Genomic DNA, 20,602 nt, shown 5'->3' on the forward strand with positions numbered 1-20,602 from the left:
CTGCATCGCCTCGCTGGGGCGTCCGCAATTCTATCGTCTGACCACACCCTCGAATATCCTGCAGTTGTTGGACCGCGACCAAGCCAAACGGTCATTTCACTCTAACCATTGTTTCGCACGCGCCGGTTCGGTGAAAGTCCGCAGTAGGCGAGAGCGGCAATTTACCCGGAAGTTACCGTCGTTACGGCGGCGGAACATTCGCCTTATACGAATCGCTCTGCCAGCCCCCGCGGGGACATTCCTACACCCCAGGAGTTTCGCAGAATCGACCAACTTTAGACCTCTCTGCCTACCATTTCTGCGGTTGCCAGTGATACGCGGCAACGCGGACCGCTACGGCACTACCGGTTGGTTGCCAAGCTTCCCTAGCACCGACTGGAAGAATTGGTGCGTTCGCTGCGTGTGCCCCATCGTTAACCGAGTATGGACTCCAGCTCGATGCACGAGGGACGCGACTGCGTTTCCTGCCATCATTTTTCTCGCTGGCGGATTCGTGTTAACAGGTCGCGGACTGACCACCCTGGTCGCTGGCCCACCAATCGCAAGCTCAATTTGAGGAGTGGGGCGCGATCCGTGATTCACACGACTGGCTGCGTCCACATCGTCACTCGCTGAGGAAATTCTTGCAAACGTCGTACACCAGTAACTCAAGGCCCCAGATACGGCGGATCACGTAAGCCTAGCCAGGCCCAACCTTACTAATATCGCCCAAGCCAACATCGCCCAAGCGTGACCGGCCAAGCGTGACCGGCCAGAAAAAGCAATTGCTGCCCACTCTGGCGATAAAAACTTGCGCAGAGCGTTCGCCCCTTGCAATGAGCCGTCCCTAGCGATCCACTCCGCGGGGGCGGCCACGGTTACCCTAGACTCCACCTGCCGCCCTCCAGCCTTGCAGCTCCCATCCCTGCCGAACTGAGAAGCCGATTGCTCTGGTTCAGCAGCCTACTGCAGGCATCCGTCGGGTGTTGGGCATTGCTTCCAAACTTATAGTGCTCCCAAACTAATAGATTTGGCCTGAGAATGAGGAGCCCACTGCCGACTCTGAGAAATTTCGTCGTTGCCAGCCCCCAATGCCTTGCACTCGCAGCCAACACCGCATTTCCCTCTCAGAGTTTGGTATAAGGTTTGCATAGCCCAATGATTTGAGTCAGAACTTCAGGATAGGCATTGGATCCCAAGCCGCCTTGGCGGCGAACGCCTCCACCAACCTTTCAAGGTGATACTGGCGGACGAAATCTGACGAACCCTACTAACAGAAGCTATCCCGTACAGCATGGATTTGCCACACGACAATTCGACCAATACGGCAGCAGGCTGCCGGGAGCTGCATGTTGTTGGAGTCGGTGCATCGGCAGGCGGGTTGGAGGCTCTCGAAGCATTCTTTCGCGCCATACCAGCTGATAGCGGGATGGCGTTTGTCGTGGTCCAGCACTTGTCTCCAGATTTTAAAAGCCACATGGAGGAATTGCTAGCCCGGCAGACCAACATCCCAGTCTACCGAGTCGACCATGGCGTGAAGGTCGAACGAAATTGTATTTACCTCATTCCAGCCAAGATGGAGATGGTCATTGACGACGGCAAGTTGTTGTTGACCGAAAGGAGTTCGGACCGCTCGCTGGTCCACCCCATCGACACCTTCTTCCAGTCGTTGGCGACCGACATCGGGCGTCACGCGATTGGCGTCATTTTGTCGGGCACCGGCAGCGATGGGTCTCGTGGAGTGAAGTCGATCCACGCAGCGGGCGGTTTGGTAATCGTCCAAGATGAAGTGTCTGCCAAATTCGACGGAATGCCACTTAGCGCGCGTGAGACAGGTGCCGTCGACCTCGTTTTGACGCCATCCGCCATTGCCGAAGCGTTGGTCCGCTATACGCAGGAAGGAATTTCACGCGAGAAGCTGGCCGAGGAAGATCTGGCTTTTGGCAGCATGGAAGAAGAAGCTCAAATCTTACATCTACTGCATCGTAAAAGTTCCCTCGATTTCGCCCAATACAAATCCAGCACCGTGGGTAGGCGGATTTATCGTCGCTTGCAACTCTCAGGTCTGCAGCACATGGCCGAGTACGTGGAACGGTTGATGGTCGATGATCACGAGTTGAACGAACTTTACAAGGATTTGTTGATTGGAGTCACCAAGTTCTTTCGTGACAGCGAGGCTTTCGAAGCGCTACGTGCACACGCGCTGACCAAGTGGTTATCTCGGCCCGCCCCCAGGGACATGTTGCGAATCTGGGTAGCCGCATGTGCCAGTGGCGAAGAGGCCTATTCAATCGCGATTCTACTCGACGAGGAAATGCGCAGGCAAAAAATCCACCTGGACTTCAAAATCTTCGCCACGGACGCTCACAGTGGTTCTCTAAATCTTGCTGGCAAGGGCATCTACTCCGTGGATGCGGTGGCCGAGTTGTCTCCCGAGCGAATTGAACGCTACTTTTCTCAAACGTCCAATGGTTATCAGATCAGCCGTGACATTCGCAACAGGGTGGTATTTGCTACGCACAATATTCTCAACGACGCGCCCTTCACGCAGATGGATTTGGTCACCTGTCGCAACATGCTGATCTATCTCCAGCCGGCGGCACAGAAAAAAGCGTTGTCCATGTTCCACTTCGCGCTTAAGGCCGACGGATTTTTGTTTCTGGGCCCTAGTGAAACCTGCGGAGAATTAGCGGGTGAATTTCAATCGATCGACCAACGGTGGCGGATCTTTACCAAGCGACGCGACGTTCGATTGCCGGTCACTACTGGAGTGCTCGTCAAGCGTCGTAGTGAAAAGCTGCCTTATGCCTCGCTCACTCCGCCAACACCCAAGAGCAATCGCGTTGACGCGGAGTTGTTGAGCGTCTACGAAGAACTGCATGCCTTGAAAATGGGCTGCAGCATCTTAGTCGGCGAAAATGGCGAGATGCTGCATCTCTTCGGAGATGCCGAGCGATTCCTGCGACCACGCCGAGGTAGACCCTCCAATCTGCTGCTTGAGATGATCCACGAATCCCTCAAATCATCCATAGCCTCAGCTTGGCATCAAGCCGTCACGAAGCGAAAGACGGTTCGATACGCATCGACGGCCTTCACCGGTGCGGCTTCCCCCGAGTCGATTCGCATCACCATGCAACCACTCAATGACAATCTGAGTCGACCTTGCAATGTCTTGGTCGAGTTCGAACCGGCCTTAGAAACGGCACCACCGGAGGCCCCCATCCCAGACCAGTCGCAGCAGGAACATGATCAATCGCGAATGGAATCGCTGGAGTCGCAATTGCAATCTTCGCAAGAGAACTTGCAGGCCACAATCGAGGAGATGGAAACCTCCAACGAAGAGTTGCAAGCTTCCAATGAAGAGTTGATCGCATCCAACGAGGAGCTGCAGAGCACCAACGAAGAGCTGCACAGCGTCAACGAGGAGCTTTACACCGTTAACGCTGAACATCAACGACGCGTCGAAGAGTTGGCTCTGGCCAATGACGACATGGACAACCTGCTGGCAACCACGCGCGTCGGAGTTATCTTCCTCGATGACGGACTTTACATTCGAAGATTTACGCCAGAGATCGCCCGTGTGTTCCGTTTGGAACAGCACGATACTGGTCGGTCCATGGAGCAATTTGCTCATGTTTTGAACCATCCCAGCTTGCTGGAGGATTTGCAGGCCGTCCTCCAGCAACAGGAAGAACGTGAGCTTACCGTCCGCGATCGAAACGGCACCCCCTACCTACTTCGAATATTGCCTTATCAGAGTGGCGACGCTACTCGCGGCGTGGTGTTGACCTTGATTGACATCTCGTCACTAACCGCCGCTCAATCGGAGAGCAATCTGCGGCAGCTCGCGATCGAATCGGCCGTCAACGGCATCATCATCTCGGACCCGTTGCAATCTGGAAATCCAATCACCTATGCCAACCAGGGATTCCTCGCCCTGACCGGTTATGAGCGTGATGAAGTCTTGGGACGCAATTGCAAATTTCTGCAAGGTGCGAAAACCGATCCAGAAACGATTCAGACCATTCGCGCTGCTCTCGATCGTGGTGAACCTGTCCGCGTTACGCTGCTCAATTATCGCAAGGATGGCAGCGAATTTTGGAACGACCTCCAAATCACTCCCGTGTTTGACTTGGATGGAGAAGTTCGCCATTTCGTCGGTGTGCAACACGACATCACCAACCAAATGACGGCCCAGAAGGCGCTGCAAGAGGCCAACGCGGCAAGTCTGCGCGCTAACGAAGCCAAGAACTCGTTTCTTGCCACCATGTCTCATGAACTGCGCACGCCACTGACCGCCGTTCTCGGATTTGCTGATATCTTGCGAAGCGAATCGGAGGAACCCGACTATCTCGAAAAAGTCGACACGATCAAACGGAACGGAACGTACTTGTTGGCTTTGCTCAACGACATTTTGGATCTGTCCAAAGTCGAAGCTGGCAAGATGCGATTCGAACGACAACGTGTCGACATTCGACGCGTGATGGCAGATATCGAAAACTTGATGTCCAATCGCTCCCAAGACGCGCAAGTTGCACTGCAATTCGAATACGCAACGCAGCTGCCCGCAGAGATCACCGCTGACGAAGTCCGTGTTCGCCAAATCCTCGTCAATCTGATTAGCAATGCGTTGAAATTCACGGAAGCCGGCCACGTCACCGTCAGTACTGTCGTCAATCACGACGCCCGAGGCAGAAGATTGGAAATTTCGGTAGAGGATACAGGGATTGGAATCACCCCCAAGCAGATGGAACGACTGTTCCAACCGTTCAGTCAAGCGAACAAGCAAACAACGCGAAAATTTGGGGGCACGGGTCTCGGGCTAAGCATTAGCAAGCGGCTCGCCGAGGGCATGGGGGGCACGATCCTTGCCGCAAGTCGACTCGGCAAAGGGAGCCGGTTCACATTGCTACTCCCACTGTCTCAATCCGACAGCGAGATCACCAGCGAGGCGAAGGCCCCTGGCAGTACGCCGCCGCACTCAGGGCACGTGCACACCAAATATCCTCAGATTAATTCACGCGTTCTGCTGGCAGACGACCGCCGGGATGTCTGGCAGGTCGGCAAGTACTTCTTGGAAAAATGTGGCGCAGATGTCACGATTGTCGAAAATGGCCAGCAAGCAGTCACAGCGGTGAAACGATCCGTTGATGAGGGAACCCCCTTCCAACTTATTCTGATGGATATGCAAATGCCGGTGATGTCAGGCCGAGAAGCTGTCGCCGTGATTCGAGAACAAGGTATTGCCACCCCCATCATTGCCCTGACCGCCGATGCAATGGAAGGAGAGCGCGAAGCCTGCATTGCAATGGGCTGCAACGAATATTTCCCGAAACCCATTGACGGTCCACGCTTGATGAAAATGGTCGCCACACTAATCTCGGCAGATTCGAATTCGTCGTAAACTCCTCGAACATAACCGCTTTCGTAGCATTTTCCGAACTCGACCGAACACCCTTTAACCACTCAGAGGACTTAGCCTGTGCGCAGGAAATTCCTGTTCCGAAAAAACGGTGCGCCAACTCGTGACGGTACGGCCAACTTGTGATGGTGCTCCGTGGGCGGCGTGCAGATAAAAATCCGAAACTCAAGCTCCCATCCAAGGCTTTAGGACCATCGGAACGATAAGTATCGCCAGATCGCTCCGCCGATCGGCATTTTCCCGAACGAACCGGCGGAGCGGTTCGGCGACTGTTCGCCAATAATTGTTCCAACGGTCCTTAGCGAGCGATGGCGATCTACCGAGTTTCGTCGCGTCGGGCTTTTACCATGAACTGTCAATTCCAAAATTCAAGCGTCACCTGCAATGCTCTCTACTGTCCGTAAAGCGATCGAGCAATTCTCGCGAGACGACTGCCCAACGCTGGCAGCATCGTTAGCCTACTACACACTCTTCGCGATGCCTCCGCTCTTGTACCTATTGGTATCGATTGTCTCGCTCGGAATGTCGATCACCTACGAGCACGATCAGGCAGTGGATCGAGCGAGAGCTTTTATGGAGCAACAAGCGGCACAACTAATTGGCAACCAAGCGGCTGCCCAAGAAATCGGCACGATTATTCGGAACAGTAGCAATCCGAACGGGACTTGGTGGAAGTCATTCTTGAGCCTGGCGGGAGTCCTCGTGGGAGCAACAGGTTTGCTCACAGTGCTGCAAAGTTCCCTAAACCGAGTTTGGCGCGTCCAACCACGCGAGGGTGCCTTCACCAAACGATTTTTGTTGAAACGGCTGTTATCACTGGCGATGATCCTAGTCTTCGGCCTACTTCTCCTAATTTCGTTTGTGGTGGCAACAGTACTCAACCTGCTGACGGAGTATTTGACGCAGCAAATGGGGGTTGAAGGCAACTGGCCTGCACTCGTCAATCAGCTGGTGAGCTTCGCATCGACTTGGCTATTCTTCGCTGCGGTCTTTCGCTGGATGCCGGATGCACTGGTTAGCTGGCACAGTGCGCTGGTGGGCGGTCTCTTCACGGTGGTGCTCTTCACCCTGGGCCGCTGGGCACTATTCACCTACTTATCCTATTCGAATCCCGGACAAGAACTCGGTTCTGCAGCAGCTTCCCTGGTAGTGATTTTGCTGTGGGTCTACTATTCCTCGCTCATTTTGCTCTTCGGCGCGGAGTTCACGTTCAACTTGAATTCGCAGCTGGCTACGCCGGAAAACGGTGCTGAACGCACCACCCCGAAATAGGATGGCGGCAAGATGTACCGTTGCCTCTCAATTCAGCGATGCTCAGTGACACCTTAACAGTTGGACCGCTTGGCTGCAGTTCTGTGGAGCACTGTCGCGTTTGAATTCAGAGGTATCTCGTACTCATTGAGTGAACCTAGTCGCGCAACGAGTGGTGCCCCAAGATAGCACCCGGGACATCGCACTAACGTCGATCCACTCCATCAAGTTCTGCGCCAATGACGAGTTGCGAGATGCCGATGTCCCCACTCCCATCACCTTTGCAGCAGTGACGACAGGCAGGGTCCGGACGGCGAGACTCTCACCGGATAGTGAATCTGCGATTGCCAGCTCCAGCCGACCATCACGCGTCACTGAAAATCCTATTTGCAATTCACGCCCAACTGCGTCAATCTCGTAAACTCCCAGCAATTCATTGTTCGCCGCGACAGGGTCCGTACCACGATACACCTTCAATTGACGGTCCTCCAGAACGATCGGTTCAACGGAACCACCTCGAGGAACAGGCTTGCACAGCGCCACGACCGGATAAAACGATCCGTCCGATGCCTCAAAACCCACCGCAGGCAAGGTGTGTTGCGTTCCATCTGGAATGTATCGCGGGAGCGACACAGCATCGACATGCTCCTCACTGAGGGGAACCGATTCGACGACCAATACCGACAAGGAGGGATGCTGCCTGCCGCACCCTACCAGCAGAGTCAACATGCAGAGAGAAACAATACGTTTCATTGGATACTGCCTTTACGAAGAAGAAGCCAACTTGACGAAGAAGTTGTAGGAGCTAAGCCAATCGCCATCAAAAACGGATCGCCAACATCCGCGAAGAGGAAGTTCGGCGTTCGCTGTATTGTAACTGCTTACCTGCGAGAAATTTGTAGCACACGGCGTTCTTGCAGAAAAGGCGTTCTGGCGGGAGGAGATTTTTGAGAATTGGTCAAACTCCTGTAGTGGCCACAGGATCGACAGCGAGATAAAGGGATAGGGGGGGCGGGTGGCATGCCCGTGAACGCAATTCACGCGTTAGCGTTGAAGCCTCGCAAGCACGGCTGCGAGTAAAAACGCTTTGGTTCCAGTGGCGGGCAAGCCCCCTTCGTAGCTCCTTCACACACTTGCACCCATCAGGAGATGGTTCAAGCGCCAGCAAGGCAGGTGAGCCTTGGACGTTGAACGCCTCCTTGGTTGCTGAGCCAATGCAGCCAGTTTCCATGAATCCGCAGGGCTACTGTATCGGCAGAGCTACTGCACGCAGAGCGAATCACGTGAACTCGGGAGGTCGCGCAGGCTGTCGTCGGCTCTTCAAGTTCATTCCCAAAGACCGTTCAAATACATCTCAAGATTGGTATATCCCGCCGTGCTGCTAAGGTCCAATCCATTGCGATCCGCTGCGTCGGAGGAGTTCAACCCGTGTTCGACTTCCCATGCGTCGGGCATGCCATCGTGGTCGATGTCGGCAGCGGGACGCCCCTCATCGATCAAGGGCCAGCCCCCCACCTCCGATGGATCGTCAATGCACTTGCCAGTCCTGTTTCGCACATCAAGAATGATCCGTTCGTCCACGGTATCCCGCCGAGGTAAGATTGCCCCCGCAGCGGCCAACACAAGTTGGCTCGCCTGCTCGGATGGCTGAACCGTGATAGGAATCGGTGAGTCCGGCCAGGGTTCTGCTCGCTGGATCTGACTATTCGCAGGGACGCGCATCCAGTCGGCCCCAAGACCAGAGGACCCATCTCCTACCAACGACCATTCCCTTTCATCATCTTCCTGCCGATGGTGACCTCGATTGTCGCGTGCATAGAACGTCGGCTCCATCGGGTAGTCTTTCAAGGAGACTTCATACCTTACCTGGCGTGTATCAGGGCCAGGCTGATAAGTGTTTCCAATCAGATTCACTCGTGGCGGATGCTCGCCAACGTGGCTAAATTCCGCACCAAAATACTTCCAGTTGTAGACCAGATTGTTGACCACATGATTGGGTCCGTCGTTATTCGAGATCAACGGATTGCGGGCAACATTGTGGGCCAGCAGATTGTGGTGATAGGAGACCCGGCGAACCTCTGCCCCGATGATGGTACCCTTGCTGTGCGGGCCCTTCTCGTGACTACTATCGTCGAGTGCTTCCGAGATAATGCACCACTGAATGGTGATATCATTGGCGGCGTACCAAGATTCAACATTCTCATCAGTCGACCAGCTGATCGAACAATGATCGACAATTACATCATGGGGTGGAGTGCTTGCACTGGTAATGCTCAACCCGTCTCCGCAGCAGCCTTTCTCCGCAGTGGGCCCCCGGCGAATGCGCAGCCCGCGCACCGTGGCATCATGTGTACCGACATTCAGGACAGGTCCATCGAACCGTGGGTCAGCCTTCAGCAATATTCCGCCGCCAGGAGCCGTCTGTCCCGCGATCGTTATATAGGGCTCGCGAATTTGAACCGTTGACTTCAGGGTGATGGTGCCGCCAGTGCGAAAGACCACTGTCCTTGGATTTGCCGCTTCGCAGGCAGCGCGAAAACTCCCTGGGCCACGATCATTCAAATTGGTGACTTCAATGACTTCCCCTCCACGCCCGCCACGCGATTCAGCACCAAACCCTTCCGCACCGGGAAATGCGGGCAGTGCTCGGGTTGAGGGCGGCTGTCCCCACACGACTGGACCGAACGCCGCGACAACACCAAGGCTCAAGAGAGCTTGATGAAGAACTAAGCTGAAAGTGTTGGAATTCAAGACGCACCTATCGTTGAAAAAACGGGAGCTCTCCGCAGGGGACAGCTGCTCCCATTTATGATACCCCAACGGAACAGACTCTGCCGCGGTGAGACAATGCGTTGAAAGAAGCACTCCAGAACCACCACGCTCTAGCCATTGCACAATCGACCTCTCATGACACCAGCTCATCCTCTGGGACAGCAATGCATGCAGCAACCGGCTTGGCGCGACCAAAGGGAACCTTGGTAAGACAATGCTGGCGGCAAGTGCCAATGGAGTATGGGGGGCGGCAACTCAACTGACAGCAGAATGCAATTGGGGCAATAGCAAACCATCGCAATCAATATATCGCAAAAATTGAGTTCGACCGCCTAGCTCTTGAGCGATGTGCAGTCCCGAATTGAATGCATACCACTCGAGACGCCTGCGACTCTGAAACTTCGGCTATCCTATTAGCAAGCGATGATTGTGATTGGTTTCCAGCCGGTTTCCGAAAACGTCTGGAGTAAGATGGGAACCGACGAGTCCCCGGGTTGCTCCCATTGAAGGATGGATGCGGTTCGCGTCTTGATATGTGCACTCTGCGAAGTGGTGCCGTAGAATTTAATCAGCCATGGGTTTCGATCGATGGATCGAAAGCTGGCAATTGCTGATTTTCTCGTCCTCCCTACGGCGGATCGCAATGGAGTTGGATAAATACTATGAAAGTAAAACCGTGATCATGAGTCCAGTAAGAAGCGAGCTGTCTGCAGTCGGGCGAGGGTTATTCGTGGCAATCGGATTGCTGCTGCTCGTCGCGAGCGGCAGCCTCGCTTCGGCCAATGAATTTGTGGTAGAGAAAAATGTAATGTTGCCGATGCGAGATGGCGTGCATTTGGCGACCGACATATATCGCCCAGCCCAGAATGGCAAGGCAGTCGAAGAACCGCTACCGGTCATCCTTTCGCGACTTCCCTACAACAAAGACGGGCAAGCTGGTGCGGCGAAGTATTACGCCACGCACGGCTACGTTTTTGTCGCCCAAGACACTCGCGGTCGATACAACTCCGAGGGCGAATGGCACATGCTTAGTGACGACGGCGACGACGGAGTCGATTGCGCGGCATGGATTGGCAAACAGGCGTGGTCCGATGGTAAGATCGGAATGATCGGCACGTCGTACTTCGGCGGCACCCAGCACGCGATGGCTTTGGCTGGGGCGCCCGAATTGGCAACGGTAATTCCGGTCGATGCAATGTCGAACATGGGCCGCCAAAGTCTTCGAAATGGCGGTGCGTTCGAGCTGCGATTTTGGAATTGGATTTTTCTGAATGCCGGACGAGGAAGTCGAGCGGCGCGCGATGCGGGAACGGCTGACGTACTGGCAACACTGGCGGAACAAAGACTTGCGTATTTGGACCAACTGCCGACACGGCGTGGCACGACTCCTCTGAAACTGGCACCGGAGTATGAAGACTGGTTGGTTTCCGCGATGGAGCACGGCATCAACGACACCTTTTGGGCTCAAAACAATATCGTCGATGCACCAGAGAACTACAAAGACATTCCCGTCTACCTAGTGTCCGGTTGGTACGACTCTTGGGGTGGAAACACGACGGCAAATTTCATGGCACTCAATCGCACGATCAAGGGGCCCGTCTACATGATCATGGGGCCGTGGATTCACGGTCAGCAAGCCGCCTACGCTCACGGTCAAGTGAATTTCGGCAAACAAGCGGCTATCGCGGACCAATGGGCATGGCGTAAGGAGTGGTACGACCATTGGCTCAAAGGAGTCGACAACTCGGTCGGAAAGGCAGCACCGTTCGAAACGCGCGTCCGAATCTTTGTGATGGGTACCGGTGATGGCAGAAAAGATGGCAATGGCCGTTTGCGGCACGGCGGGTTTTGGCGAAACGAAAACGAATGGCCGCTGGCGCGAACCGAGTACACCGATTTCTATCTGCAAGCAGACGGTGGATTGTCGGAAGCCCCATCCCCCATCGAAGAGTCAGTCACCCAGTTCCAGTTTTCGCCCGATAATCCCGTGCCGACTATCGGCGGCAACATCTCATCCGGTGATGATATCCTCGTCCAAGGTGCCTGGAACCAGATGGGCGGCCCGCATATTTGGAATTTCCAGCAGCCCATTCCGCTCTCCGCCCGCAAGGACGTACTGGTATTCCAGTCAGAGCCGCTTGAAAGCGATCTTGAAGTCACCGGTGAAATCGAGGTGCGTTTGTTCGCTTCAAGTTCCGCTGTTGACACCGACTTCACCGCTAAATTGATTGATGTCTACCCACCGTCGGAAGATTGGCCAGGCGGATTCGATCTGAATATCGGCGATGGCATCATTCGTGGCCGATTTCGCGAATCCCTCCAGAGAGAAGTTTTGATGAATCCCGGGGAGGCGTATGAGTTCACGATCAAACTGTATCCGACTTCTAACGTATTCAAGAAGGGACACCGCATCCGAGTCGACGTTTCGAGCTCCAACTTCCCACGCTTTGATGTCAATCCAAATACAGGCGAACCGCTCAACCGTCAGAGGATGTCCAACGTGGCGGTCCAGACGATCTATCACGATGCGGACCATCCGAGCCGAATCGTATTGCCAGTCATCCCACCGCAAGCCCGCGGGGCCGTTCGGTAGACGGCCCCCCACCGACTCGCACCGTAGCAGCAGCGAATCCGGACTTGCTCACGCGCGGGTGACACTTTCAACAAGCCCTATTGCAACGCGTCAAGCGAACTAGCAGGCTCTGCTTTACTGCGAAGAAAGCAGTCGCGCTAAACGCAGCCGGCGCCCCGATTGGGCAACTGGCAGTGGCGACGCTGACCGGGCGTGCCCAGCGACTGCACAGCACGAACCAGTAAAGCCCCTCTCCACGATGGGCGATGATCCAACCGTTTATTGCGTTAGACAGCAGACTCAAACCGTTTTTCATTGGGCTGGTGAGGATTGCTCACTATCTTCGGGCCAACTGTCGTCGATCCACCAGCGACCGTTGCCTTCCTTCAGCCCCATCCGGTAACCGGTGCCGCCCCTAATGGCCCATGCACCAGAATCGCTCAATTCGATGGGTACTCATTCCGGGGATTTTCGTCCAGTTTCGAACTGGAGTCGGCTGCACCGCGTTGCGAGAATTCTAAGACAAACTGGCGCGGATTCTTGAGTAGCGAAGGGGACGCTGCAATCAACATCAACTCGCTTTGCGTTGGTTCCCTTGCCACGCCGCCGGTCAGCTCATCTCGCATGCTGCCAGCGGCTTGGTAGAGCGCCGCTCGCGCAGTCGCTGGAGGATCGTCGATGCAAGAACGCTCCAACAAGGCTTCGAGATCGCCCGTCAACTTGCGATGTTCGTCACTCGGCTCCTCGTGCTCCAGTTTTCGATACATCCCCAACAAACCCGACGCCGTGATTAGATAGTTGGTGGCGAATTGCTCAATCACGCGATTCGAGTAGCAATCCAGGCAGCCCGCCGTGTCACCGCAAAATTGGCAATCAGCATAGTACTGCATCAAGGATTCGGGCGTCGCGAACGCTGCATTTCCTTCAGCAGTAGCCGATTCTTTAGGATGCGAAGACGACTGGCTTGGCTGATTGGAATTCGCCGCCCCTTGTTCACTGCTCACGGAAGTCGCAGATGCCTTCAGCAGCTTGCCAATGGTGTCGTCAACATCATGAGTGTCATAGCCACCTTCGCCGTAGAAGGGCATGTGTAGCTCTGGCTGCAAAATCCCCTCGGTGTCGACGATGTAGACCCTCGGATAGTTTTCGATCCCCCAGTCTTGCGAAAGCGGAGGATTCAACAGAGGCTGCCGGATCACCGTGAAGTTCAGGTCACCTCGCTGCGAAGCAGCACGAAGACTTGCTCGGTCATCCGTGTTGATAATTCCAACAAATTTCACGGGAGCCCAGCTATACTTGGCGACCAATTGCCGTAAAGGGGCGTACATTTCTTGATAGTTGGCCATGGTGCTTTGCAGAAACAGTAACACGACAATCTTGCCTCGATATCTGCTCAACTGAAATGGTTGCCCGTCGACATTCGAGGTAATAATCTCTGGAGCCGTTTCACCAATCCTGACTTGGTTGATCGCATGAGAGAGTCGACGAGCTGCATTACCGCCGGTGCCATAGCTACTGACACGAACGTTAGAATAGTCGTTCTCCAACCGCTCTAGCTTGGAATTCAGGTCCGCGCGAAGCTGCGCAAAGTCCGTGTTTTCCAGTTTCTCGAGCATGTATCGTTGCTCAAGCTTTACCTGCAGTGAATCGTCGTTGCCCCCGTTGAGTTTCAGACGCTGTTCGTGAAGGAATGTTGGTAGCAGCGATTCTACAGCTAGCAGTTGCTTGCCCTGCAGTAGCTGGACCACGAGGACCTCCGCCTGTGTATCACGGTAGGGACTTTTTTCAACTAGCTGTTGTAGGAAGCCTGCGGTTTGAGATTGAAAAGGACCGTTGCCAAATAAGGGAACGATCCTTTCTAGTCCACGTTGGTTGATGTAGTGATCCAGGATTCGTTCACTAGCTTCTACGCGCGCTTGGGCCGATTGGGACGCGGGGTCTCCAACACTGCCCGCCATCCTGGCAACCTCCATCAATGCTTCGAACCCTGCGTCGGATTCGGGGTATCTCTCTTCAAAGGCCAAGTACTTCGTAGGCATAATCTCGCGAGGGTCCAATTCCTTGATCACTCGATTCAATTCGACTTCATCAGACGCTTCGCTCCTTGCCTTTTCATATTTTGCAGCCAGTTTGCTGTATTCGATCTGCAGTTCTCTCAGTTCACTGAAAGCTGGATTATCTAAGTTCGGCGCGAGGGAGCTATCGAATGGCGAAGCAAGTTCAGGTTGTTCCAACGCCGCAGTTCTACCAGCCCGAGAGAGACTCAGCTCGAGGGATCCCGCTAGCGCTGGCACTCCGAGTTCAAATAGTTGCTCACACAGCTTGGTCAGGGATTCGTTGAGACGCTTCAAGCGAGCCACTGATTCGGCGACATCATTTTCATTTGGTTCTACTCCTGCAGTCAAGTGGCGGTGTTCGGCTTCGGCCATACCGCGTTCCTCGAGAAGCAAGCGATGAGACAGCACAAGATCTTGGATTGCCTTTTCGTCTGCTGCGGACCTCGGCTGAGCGAACTTTTTTCGGTAGGTGTCAGCGATTGCTCGAACCATCAAGTCGCGGCTCGATCTGGTGGTCACGTCACCATATAAACCAATTTCAATTTGCGAATCTCCAATGGACTTGACCAGAAAATACTTCTTTAGGTTTCGGAGCGTCTCGGCGTTCGGAGACGATGGAAAGGGCAGCTCCTTCGGCCATTCGACGCTCGCAAGAAATCCCTCGCTTTGGACCAGCCTGACGTGCGTGTGAAGAACCTCACTTTCCGCCCATCCATTGCTAGGGCTGGTAGCAACGGTCACAATCTCGGATACATAGGTGGAAGGTTCCTCAGTCTCCTTCAAGCGAGTCAATAGCATTGGTATTCCTGTAGGCATGCCTTCCAAATCACATTTTTGGAACTCAAGATGATTGGCGTCGCGCAATTCGTATCGAAATTGGAGTTCCACCAGCTCCTCGTCGGCTGAGGGTGCCGCGTACGTGATGAGACGCATCCGCTGGTTGGGTAAAAGCTGATAGACATAGTGCTCCGTGGACTCAGGCTCATTCAGACTGGTAATCTTCCATTTCTCAAATGTCACAACGATATTTTCGCCAAAGTGCATCCGCGATTCATCCCGTTCCAAATTCGTAACCCGCCATGAGCCAGATAGTTGCTCGCTAATATCGGACGCAACGAACGATGGTGTTTTCGTTCGCCGAATCCGGATCGTTTGGTTTTCCCCATGCGCAAGCGTTACGGTGTTTTTTTCGATTTCGATTTCCGGAAACTCTCCATCCAGCTCGACTACATACTCCCCAGCGGCAATGCGAGTCGAACTCCCCTGCTTAGATACCTGCAACGATTCGACCAGTTCGTCATTCCGCAAGATCCGGACTGCGATTTCATCGATCTCGGATTCTATTGTGAGCGTACCCTTGTTGAACTCCAGAACAATTAGCACTCCCGAAAAAAATAATGCGAGCGCCAAGGCTCCAGCAGCGACCAGTTTTGCGAGGGGAGGGCGTGCAATTTTTTGTGGCGCGATGTCCACCGAGATTGATTCAGGCAGCGGCACCGTGGTGGGTTGCTGCAAGTGGCTGAGGCAGCCTTCCAGTAGCTGAGCGATCTCTTGTGCGCTCTCGAAACGATCGGCCGGCGTTTTGGCCAACAACCTCATCACGACATTATCTAGCCACCAAGGTATCTCGGGCTGAATCGTTTGCAGGCGGCGTGGTTCGTCGTTGCCAATTCGATTCAATACCCCCATGGTCGTCTCGGCTCGAAACGGAGAGTGCCCCGTGAGCATGAAGTACATCACGCTTCCCAATGAAAACAGATCACTGCGGTGATCGATCTCATCGCCATGCGCCTGCTCGGGTGACATGTACTGTGGTGTACCAGAAATCATCCCGCTGCATGTCATGCTGGCATCATCGACAGCCCGGGCCAAACCAAAATCGGTAATCTGGACACGTTCCACTCCATTTTCAAGCAATATATTGGCCGGTTTGATATCTCGGTGGACCAACCCCTGTTGGTGTGCCGCTGCCAGCCCCTCGGCAATCTGCAATGCGATCCGTACCGATTCGATCGTGGAAAGGGGACCGTCCGACTCGACTCTTTGTTGTAGGCTTTTGCCTTCCACGACCGGCATCACTAGGTACGGAAAACCCTCGTGGTCATCGACTGTTTGGATGGGGACAACGTGTGGGTGCACTACAGCTGCCGCACTTTTAGCCTCCCGCGAGAATCGTCTGCGTGCTGCGGCACTGGAGGCCAGTTCGGGGGCCAGCACCTTCACCGCACAGTAGCGTTCCAGCGCTGGATCGTAACCCCGCATCACAATCCCCATCCCGCCACGGCCAAGAATTTCCATAATCTCGTAGCGGGCAAAACGGCCAAGGGACTGAGGATGTTCCGACGCTTGCAGAAAGGGCGGTAGGGTGGTCCCCATCCCTGCGGGAGCTGAATTCGGGATCGCATTGGTCGAGGCAGCTAGTGGCGACAGATCATCTTGCTGCATCATACCAGCCACTTCATTCCAACTCATCCCGCCACTGGACAGCGTCTCCAACTTGGTTTGGCAGGCTGCACACGATTCAACGTGTGCAAGCATGTCACTTGCTGTCTCCCGGGGATTGTCACGAAGTAGTTGCAGCAGTGATTGGTCGTCGTAGTGAAATCTTGCGATCATCGTAAGCACCTATTCATCTATATCGTTTTGAATTTCTTCACGAATCTTTGCCAACACGCGACAACGCGCTACACGGACGGCACCGACGGTTTTCCCGATGCTGGACGCGACATGTTCAACGGACTGATTCTCGACGGATGTCTGCCAAAAACATTGCCACGTTAATTCACTAAACTGATTTTTCACCTTTTCTGCTGCTTGCTGGAAACGCGCTCTGCGATACTCGATGCGAAATAACGTCGCCGTCTGATCCTCAGGAGTCGGAGCTTGGCTGAGAAGATATTGGACGTCACTGTCTCCACTGCCGATCGGCCCACGCCGGCCCGAAAACGGACCACGCATCAACTGATTCACCACGAGGTTGCGGGTAATTTGGTACAACCACCGCCGGAACGATCCTTCACCGCTCGACGTGAAGGATTCAAGCGATTTTCCGACTGCAGAAAGCACATCCTGAGCTACGTCGTCTGCGTCGGCGTTTTGCAGGCCCTTCGCTCTGGCAACCCGAATCACGAGCGGCCGATAGACAGCAGCAAACTCAGTCCAGGCTTCCTCCGAAGCAGGGTCATTCAGGCTTGCGATCAGTGACGCTCGTGTTTCGGGACCTAGCAAAAAATCAATCCTCCTACCTACACATCACCGGCAGATTTGAAGCGTTACAGAAATTGCCAGAGAATTTGCCGAGAATATCCAGTTTGCTGGACATCTCGCAATTGCCACCAGGCATTCCTTGATTCCGGGAATGCCTGTTCCCTATTCGGGGCAGATGGGCTAGCAGACGATCCTCGTGGTGGAACGCTAGTGAATTGTCAAGACTAAGAATTACGGTTTAGCGAGCGTTCAGAAAAAGGTGTCCGACACCAAAAGTGCAAAGCACCCGAAGGGCCGTTCCGGCTTTTGGTGTCGGACACGAATGGCACTTAATCGGCGTAAGTCCTATGCCTCCCCGGGTTTGTATTCGCTTCTTGGCTTTTGCATCAGCTTGTATTTCTTCGGTCTTCGCTTGAGCACCCTGGGCTCGTAGCGGTCCGGTCGATTGCCAACTGCGTGTTGCAAGCAGCAGCGGTACAACACAGTGCATAATTCATCGGCGTTGCTGATTAGGCCTAGAACCGGAAGCATATCCGTCACCGTTGTCAGTGTTGACTTGAAACTGATATGCCAAGGTTGAACGTCGCCTTCGACGGCCGCTTCAGACATCACCCCGCGAATCAAATTGTAAGCCAACATGTGCGTCCGAATTTCGTTCCGCACTCGATGCGGCTTTTTACAGCGCAAGTGTTCCATCTGCATGACCGTTTTCAAGCTCCGTAAATGAAGTTCTGCTTGCCACCTTCTACGGAACAGGGCCGCGATGTCCTCCCTCGTGTACTCCGTATCGTCCGACAGCGATGTGTGAACGATAATCTCGCGAGTGCGAAATCCGTTGTTCTCAACTCGGATACGGATCTCGCGAATGGTGATGAAGTCCGGGTACGTCTCGTACTCTTCAATGCTCATCCAGTCGGGACGAGCTGGCTTGTCGATTTGGATGGAGTGATCGTCTTTGCCGTAACGAATTCCAGTCCGAAAATCTGACTTGCGCAACTGGTGTTTGCGAACAACGACGTGTGCACCACGTTGAATCATCCTCGCCATCTCGAACCAACCCGCATAGGCGCGATCAGCTAGGAAAACATCGGTTTCTTCGATGATTGCGTCGATCTGACGAAACAAACTTACTTCGTGAGTGAACTTACCTTTGTATCGGCCCATCGCCATGTCGAGCACAACGCCAGTCGACAACGCGAACAGTACAACGACTCGCAAGATCGGAAATCCACAACCGGGTGCTTGACTACTAAGTTGCGGGTAGGCGGCTTGATTCTCCGACGTGTCTGCCATCGTGACGGTGGCACCATCGGCGGTGATCACGCGGTGCCCCAGCCATCGCCAATGGTCGGGACTGCTGTCTTCAATCGCAAGTCCGCTGGCCGTCACAAGACGTTGCATGGATTGCTCGTCGATTTTGTCTCGAGCAATGCAGTAAGCACCGGTTTCGGCAGAGCAAGCAGTTTGGTTGTTGGCGACTCGATGGGTGATCAGCTTGGCGACCGCAGAGACGCAGCCGTGGTGGATGCTCATGACTTGCGAGAGGAAGACCCACAGCGTGACCGATGTGTTGTAAACTCTGGCCGAATCGAGAATGGCACTTGCATTGCCAAAGACTGACGCGATAGTCTCTTTGGAGATCAAGGCGGCGAAGTAAAGATCGCCGTGTTGGCGCGCATGTTGGACTCGACAGCGGAACGAATCAAACGGATGATGGCACACGGGGGCTTCCTTGCTTGGTGTGTTCGGGAGGGTAAGATTACCCAAACTCATCGCAAGTGAAGCCCCCTGCTGTCAATCGAACTTAACTCTAGAAGCACCAGTACCTTAGGCCGATTAAGTGCCATTCGTGTCGGACACCTTTTTCCGGGCAACCCGAAAATTAAGCTTTGACAATGCATTAGTTTCAATCCATACGATGATTTCGAACCACACGACGAAAACGCACTGCCATCCGCGAAGCATAGCCACATCAGTACTATTGTAGGATGTCTGTTGGATCGCGGCGGCCCGGAACGGAGTGGTGTTCCCACACGACTTGTTCTGTCCTGCATGGCACCCGCGGTACTCAAGCAATGCATCGTTGGCCCCCAATAGAGACCGCGTCCACTTTTCTCGGTTGCAAGCCAAGAGTTCCAGCGGGACGTTGCGTTCCGCTGGTGCAGTGACAGCAGCGGGCGTTTCCCTTCCAGCATCGGCTATACTGTTGCCCACGCACTGTATTCGCTTACCGATCATTCGAATTTCAAGCTACTAAATCCATGGCACAAACCAACAATCTCAAGCCGAACACCCTGTACATTGAAGTTATTGGAGCGGGGCTGCCTGAGGTGGACGGTCTCTTTGTTCCCTCCACGGCGCCTCCCACGGAATCGGAATCCGGCACCGTTTCGAGTCTCGGCTATTGGAACGGAAAAATGGCCTGGGATCGCGCCGATGGCAAGTCTGCTAGAAGCCCAGCCCTCTCGTACTCCAACACGTACCAATCCTGGCGAATCTGTCGATTGGACGGTCACCTAGCCTATGACATAACTTGCGAAGAGGAACTGCCGCCGACCGAGAGAGAGTGGCATGTCTATAAGAAGGGAGTTGCACCAGCACCGCGAGTCGTCATCCATCACTTCGACCCCAGGCAACCTTGTCCCAAGCCAAACGTTGTTTTCGTGCTCGGTGGCCCAGGCGCTGGAAAGGGGACCATGTGTGAACTTGCCGAATCTCAACTCGGCTGGACGCATCTTTCCGCCGGAGACCTCTTGCGCCGCGAACGCGAAAAGGACGGTCCTACGGCGAACACGATTAATGAATTCATCACCGCCGGAAAACTCGTTCCCAATGAAATCGTGGTGGCACTGATCAAGAACTCCATGGAGTTTATTACCCGGACAACGGGTAAGACCAATTTTCTACTAGACGGCTTCCCTCGCTCGCTGGACAATCTGGACGGATGGTCGCAGATCTTTGGTAGCCAGACGGAATTGCCCAAAATGCTGTACTTGGAATGTCCGTACGATGTTCTCGAAAAGCGTATTCTGGCACGTGCTCAGTACACCGGTAGGGTCGACGATAACGTCGCAAGCTTGAAGCTCAGGTTCGACACCTTCAAGGCGGAGACATTGCCAACCGTTGAGTTCTTCAAGAGCAAAGGCAAATGTATCGAAATCGACACCAGCCAAAGCCGCCAAGCGGTCTATGCTCTCGTCGCCAGCCACTTGTCCGAGTTCACCGATCAAGCTTTCGTTACCCAACCGCTCACCGAGCGAGCTGAGATGCTGCTCGGCCTAAGGCCCTATCCGAAGGATGAGGAATAGCCAACGACGCAGTCCCCGTTTCTCACGCAGCCGG

At 54.3% G+C, this 20,602-nt stretch carries 9 protein-coding genes; 4 read left to right on the top strand and 5 right to left on the bottom strand.

Features of this window, described 5'->3' with window-relative positions:
• Nucleotides 1–1,273 precede the first annotated feature (1,273 nt).
• Both Q31a_RS22150 and Q31a_RS22155 read left to right on the top strand, forming a co-directional pair.
• Nucleotides 1,274–5,383, top strand: coding sequence for a chemotaxis protein CheB (locus Q31a_RS22150; RefSeq protein ID WP_145082688.1), 4,110 nt, complete (start codon nucleotides 1,274–1,276; stop codon nucleotides 5,381–5,383).
• Between the two features lie 402 nt (nucleotides 5,384–5,785).
• Nucleotides 5,786–6,673 (top strand): YihY/virulence factor BrkB family protein, encoded by an 888-nt coding sequence (locus tag Q31a_RS22155; protein ID WP_145082690.1) that lies wholly within the window; start codon nucleotides 5,786–5,788, stop codon nucleotides 6,671–6,673.
• A 123-nt stretch (nucleotides 6,674–6,796) separates the two neighbouring features.
• Here Q31a_RS22155 and Q31a_RS22160 read toward each other — a convergent pair whose 3' ends face one another.
• Nucleotides 6,797–7,405: a hypothetical protein gene (locus Q31a_RS22160; RefSeq protein WP_145082693.1), complete on the bottom strand. Its 609-nt coding sequence runs from the start codon at nucleotides 7,403–7,405 to the stop codon at nucleotides 6,797–6,799.
• 573 nt (nucleotides 7,406–7,978) lie between these two features.
• Nucleotides 7,979–9,403 carry a pectate lyase family protein gene (locus Q31a_RS22165; protein ID WP_145082695.1) on the bottom strand — a complete coding sequence of 475 codons (1,425 nt, stop codon included), beginning with the start codon at nucleotides 9,401–9,403 and terminating at the stop codon, nucleotides 7,979–7,981.
• A gap of 595 nt (nucleotides 9,404–9,998) precedes the next feature.
• On the opposite strand from Q31a_RS22165, the gene Q31a_RS22170 reads away from it, so the two are divergent.
• Nucleotides 9,999–12,017, top strand: a complete 2,019-nt coding sequence (locus tag Q31a_RS22170) for a CocE/NonD family hydrolase (protein WP_197355513.1) — start codon at nucleotides 9,999–10,001, stop codon at nucleotides 12,015–12,017.
• A 419-nt stretch (nucleotides 12,018–12,436) separates the two neighbouring features.
• On the opposite strand, the gene Q31a_RS22175 is transcribed toward Q31a_RS22170, so the two are convergent.
• The 3 genes from Q31a_RS22175 to Q31a_RS22185 all read right to left on the bottom strand — a co-directional run bounded on the left by Q31a_RS22175 (nucleotide 12,437) and on the right by Q31a_RS22185 (nucleotide 18,982).
• The gene (locus Q31a_RS22175) at nucleotides 12,437–16,669 is read right to left on the bottom strand and encodes a protein kinase domain-containing protein (protein ID WP_145082697.1); all 4,233 of its coding nucleotides are present in this window, start codon (nucleotides 16,667–16,669) and stop codon (nucleotides 12,437–12,439) included.
• Nucleotides 16,670–16,678: 9 nt separating this feature from the next.
• Complete coding sequence (locus Q31a_RS22180; RefSeq protein ID WP_145082699.1) at nucleotides 16,679–17,281, bottom strand: sigma-70 family RNA polymerase sigma factor; 603 nt, start codon at nucleotides 17,279–17,281, stop codon at nucleotides 16,679–16,681.
• Nucleotides 17,282–17,605: 324 nt separating this feature from the next.
• Nucleotides 17,606–18,982, bottom strand: a complete 1,377-nt coding sequence (locus tag Q31a_RS22185) for an IS4 family transposase (protein WP_145072543.1) — start codon at nucleotides 18,980–18,982, stop codon at nucleotides 17,606–17,608.
• A 539-nt stretch (nucleotides 18,983–19,521) separates the two neighbouring features.
• On the opposite strand from Q31a_RS22185, the gene Q31a_RS22195 reads away from it, so the two are divergent.
• The gene (locus Q31a_RS22195) at nucleotides 19,522–20,568 is read left to right on the top strand and encodes a nucleoside monophosphate kinase (RefSeq protein ID WP_145082701.1); all 1,047 of its coding nucleotides are present in this window, start codon (nucleotides 19,522–19,524) and stop codon (nucleotides 20,566–20,568) included.
• Nucleotides 20,569–20,602: the final 34 nt, after the last annotated feature.

This window comes from Aureliella helgolandensis (genome assembly GCF_007752135.1).
Classification (GTDB): domain Bacteria; phylum Planctomycetota; class Planctomycetia; order Pirellulales; family Pirellulaceae; genus Aureliella; species Aureliella helgolandensis.

What these genes read in the sequence shown, in the direction of transcription:
- Q31a_RS22150 (WP_145082688.1), top strand. Translation starts at nt 1,274, where the DNA reads ATGGATTTGCCACACGACAATTCGACCAATACGGCAGCAGGCTGCCGG.
- Q31a_RS22155 (WP_145082690.1), top strand. Translation starts at nt 5,786, where the DNA reads ATGCTCTCTACTGTCCGTAAAGCGATCGAGCAATTCTCGCGAGACGAC.
- Q31a_RS22160 (WP_145082693.1), bottom strand. Translation starts at nt 7,405, where the DNA reads ATGAAACGTATTGTTTCTCTCTGCATGTTGACTCTGCTGGTAGGGTGC.
- Q31a_RS22170 (WP_197355513.1), top strand. Translation starts at nt 9,999, where the DNA reads ATGGGTTTCGATCGATGGATCGAAAGCTGGCAATTGCTGATTTTCTCG.
- Q31a_RS22175 (WP_145082697.1), bottom strand. Translation starts at nt 16,669, where the DNA reads ATGATCGCAAGATTTCACTACGACGACCAATCACTGCTGCAACTACTT.
- Q31a_RS22195 (WP_145082701.1), top strand. Translation starts at nt 19,522, where the DNA reads ATGGCACAAACCAACAATCTCAAGCCGAACACCCTGTACATTGAAGTT.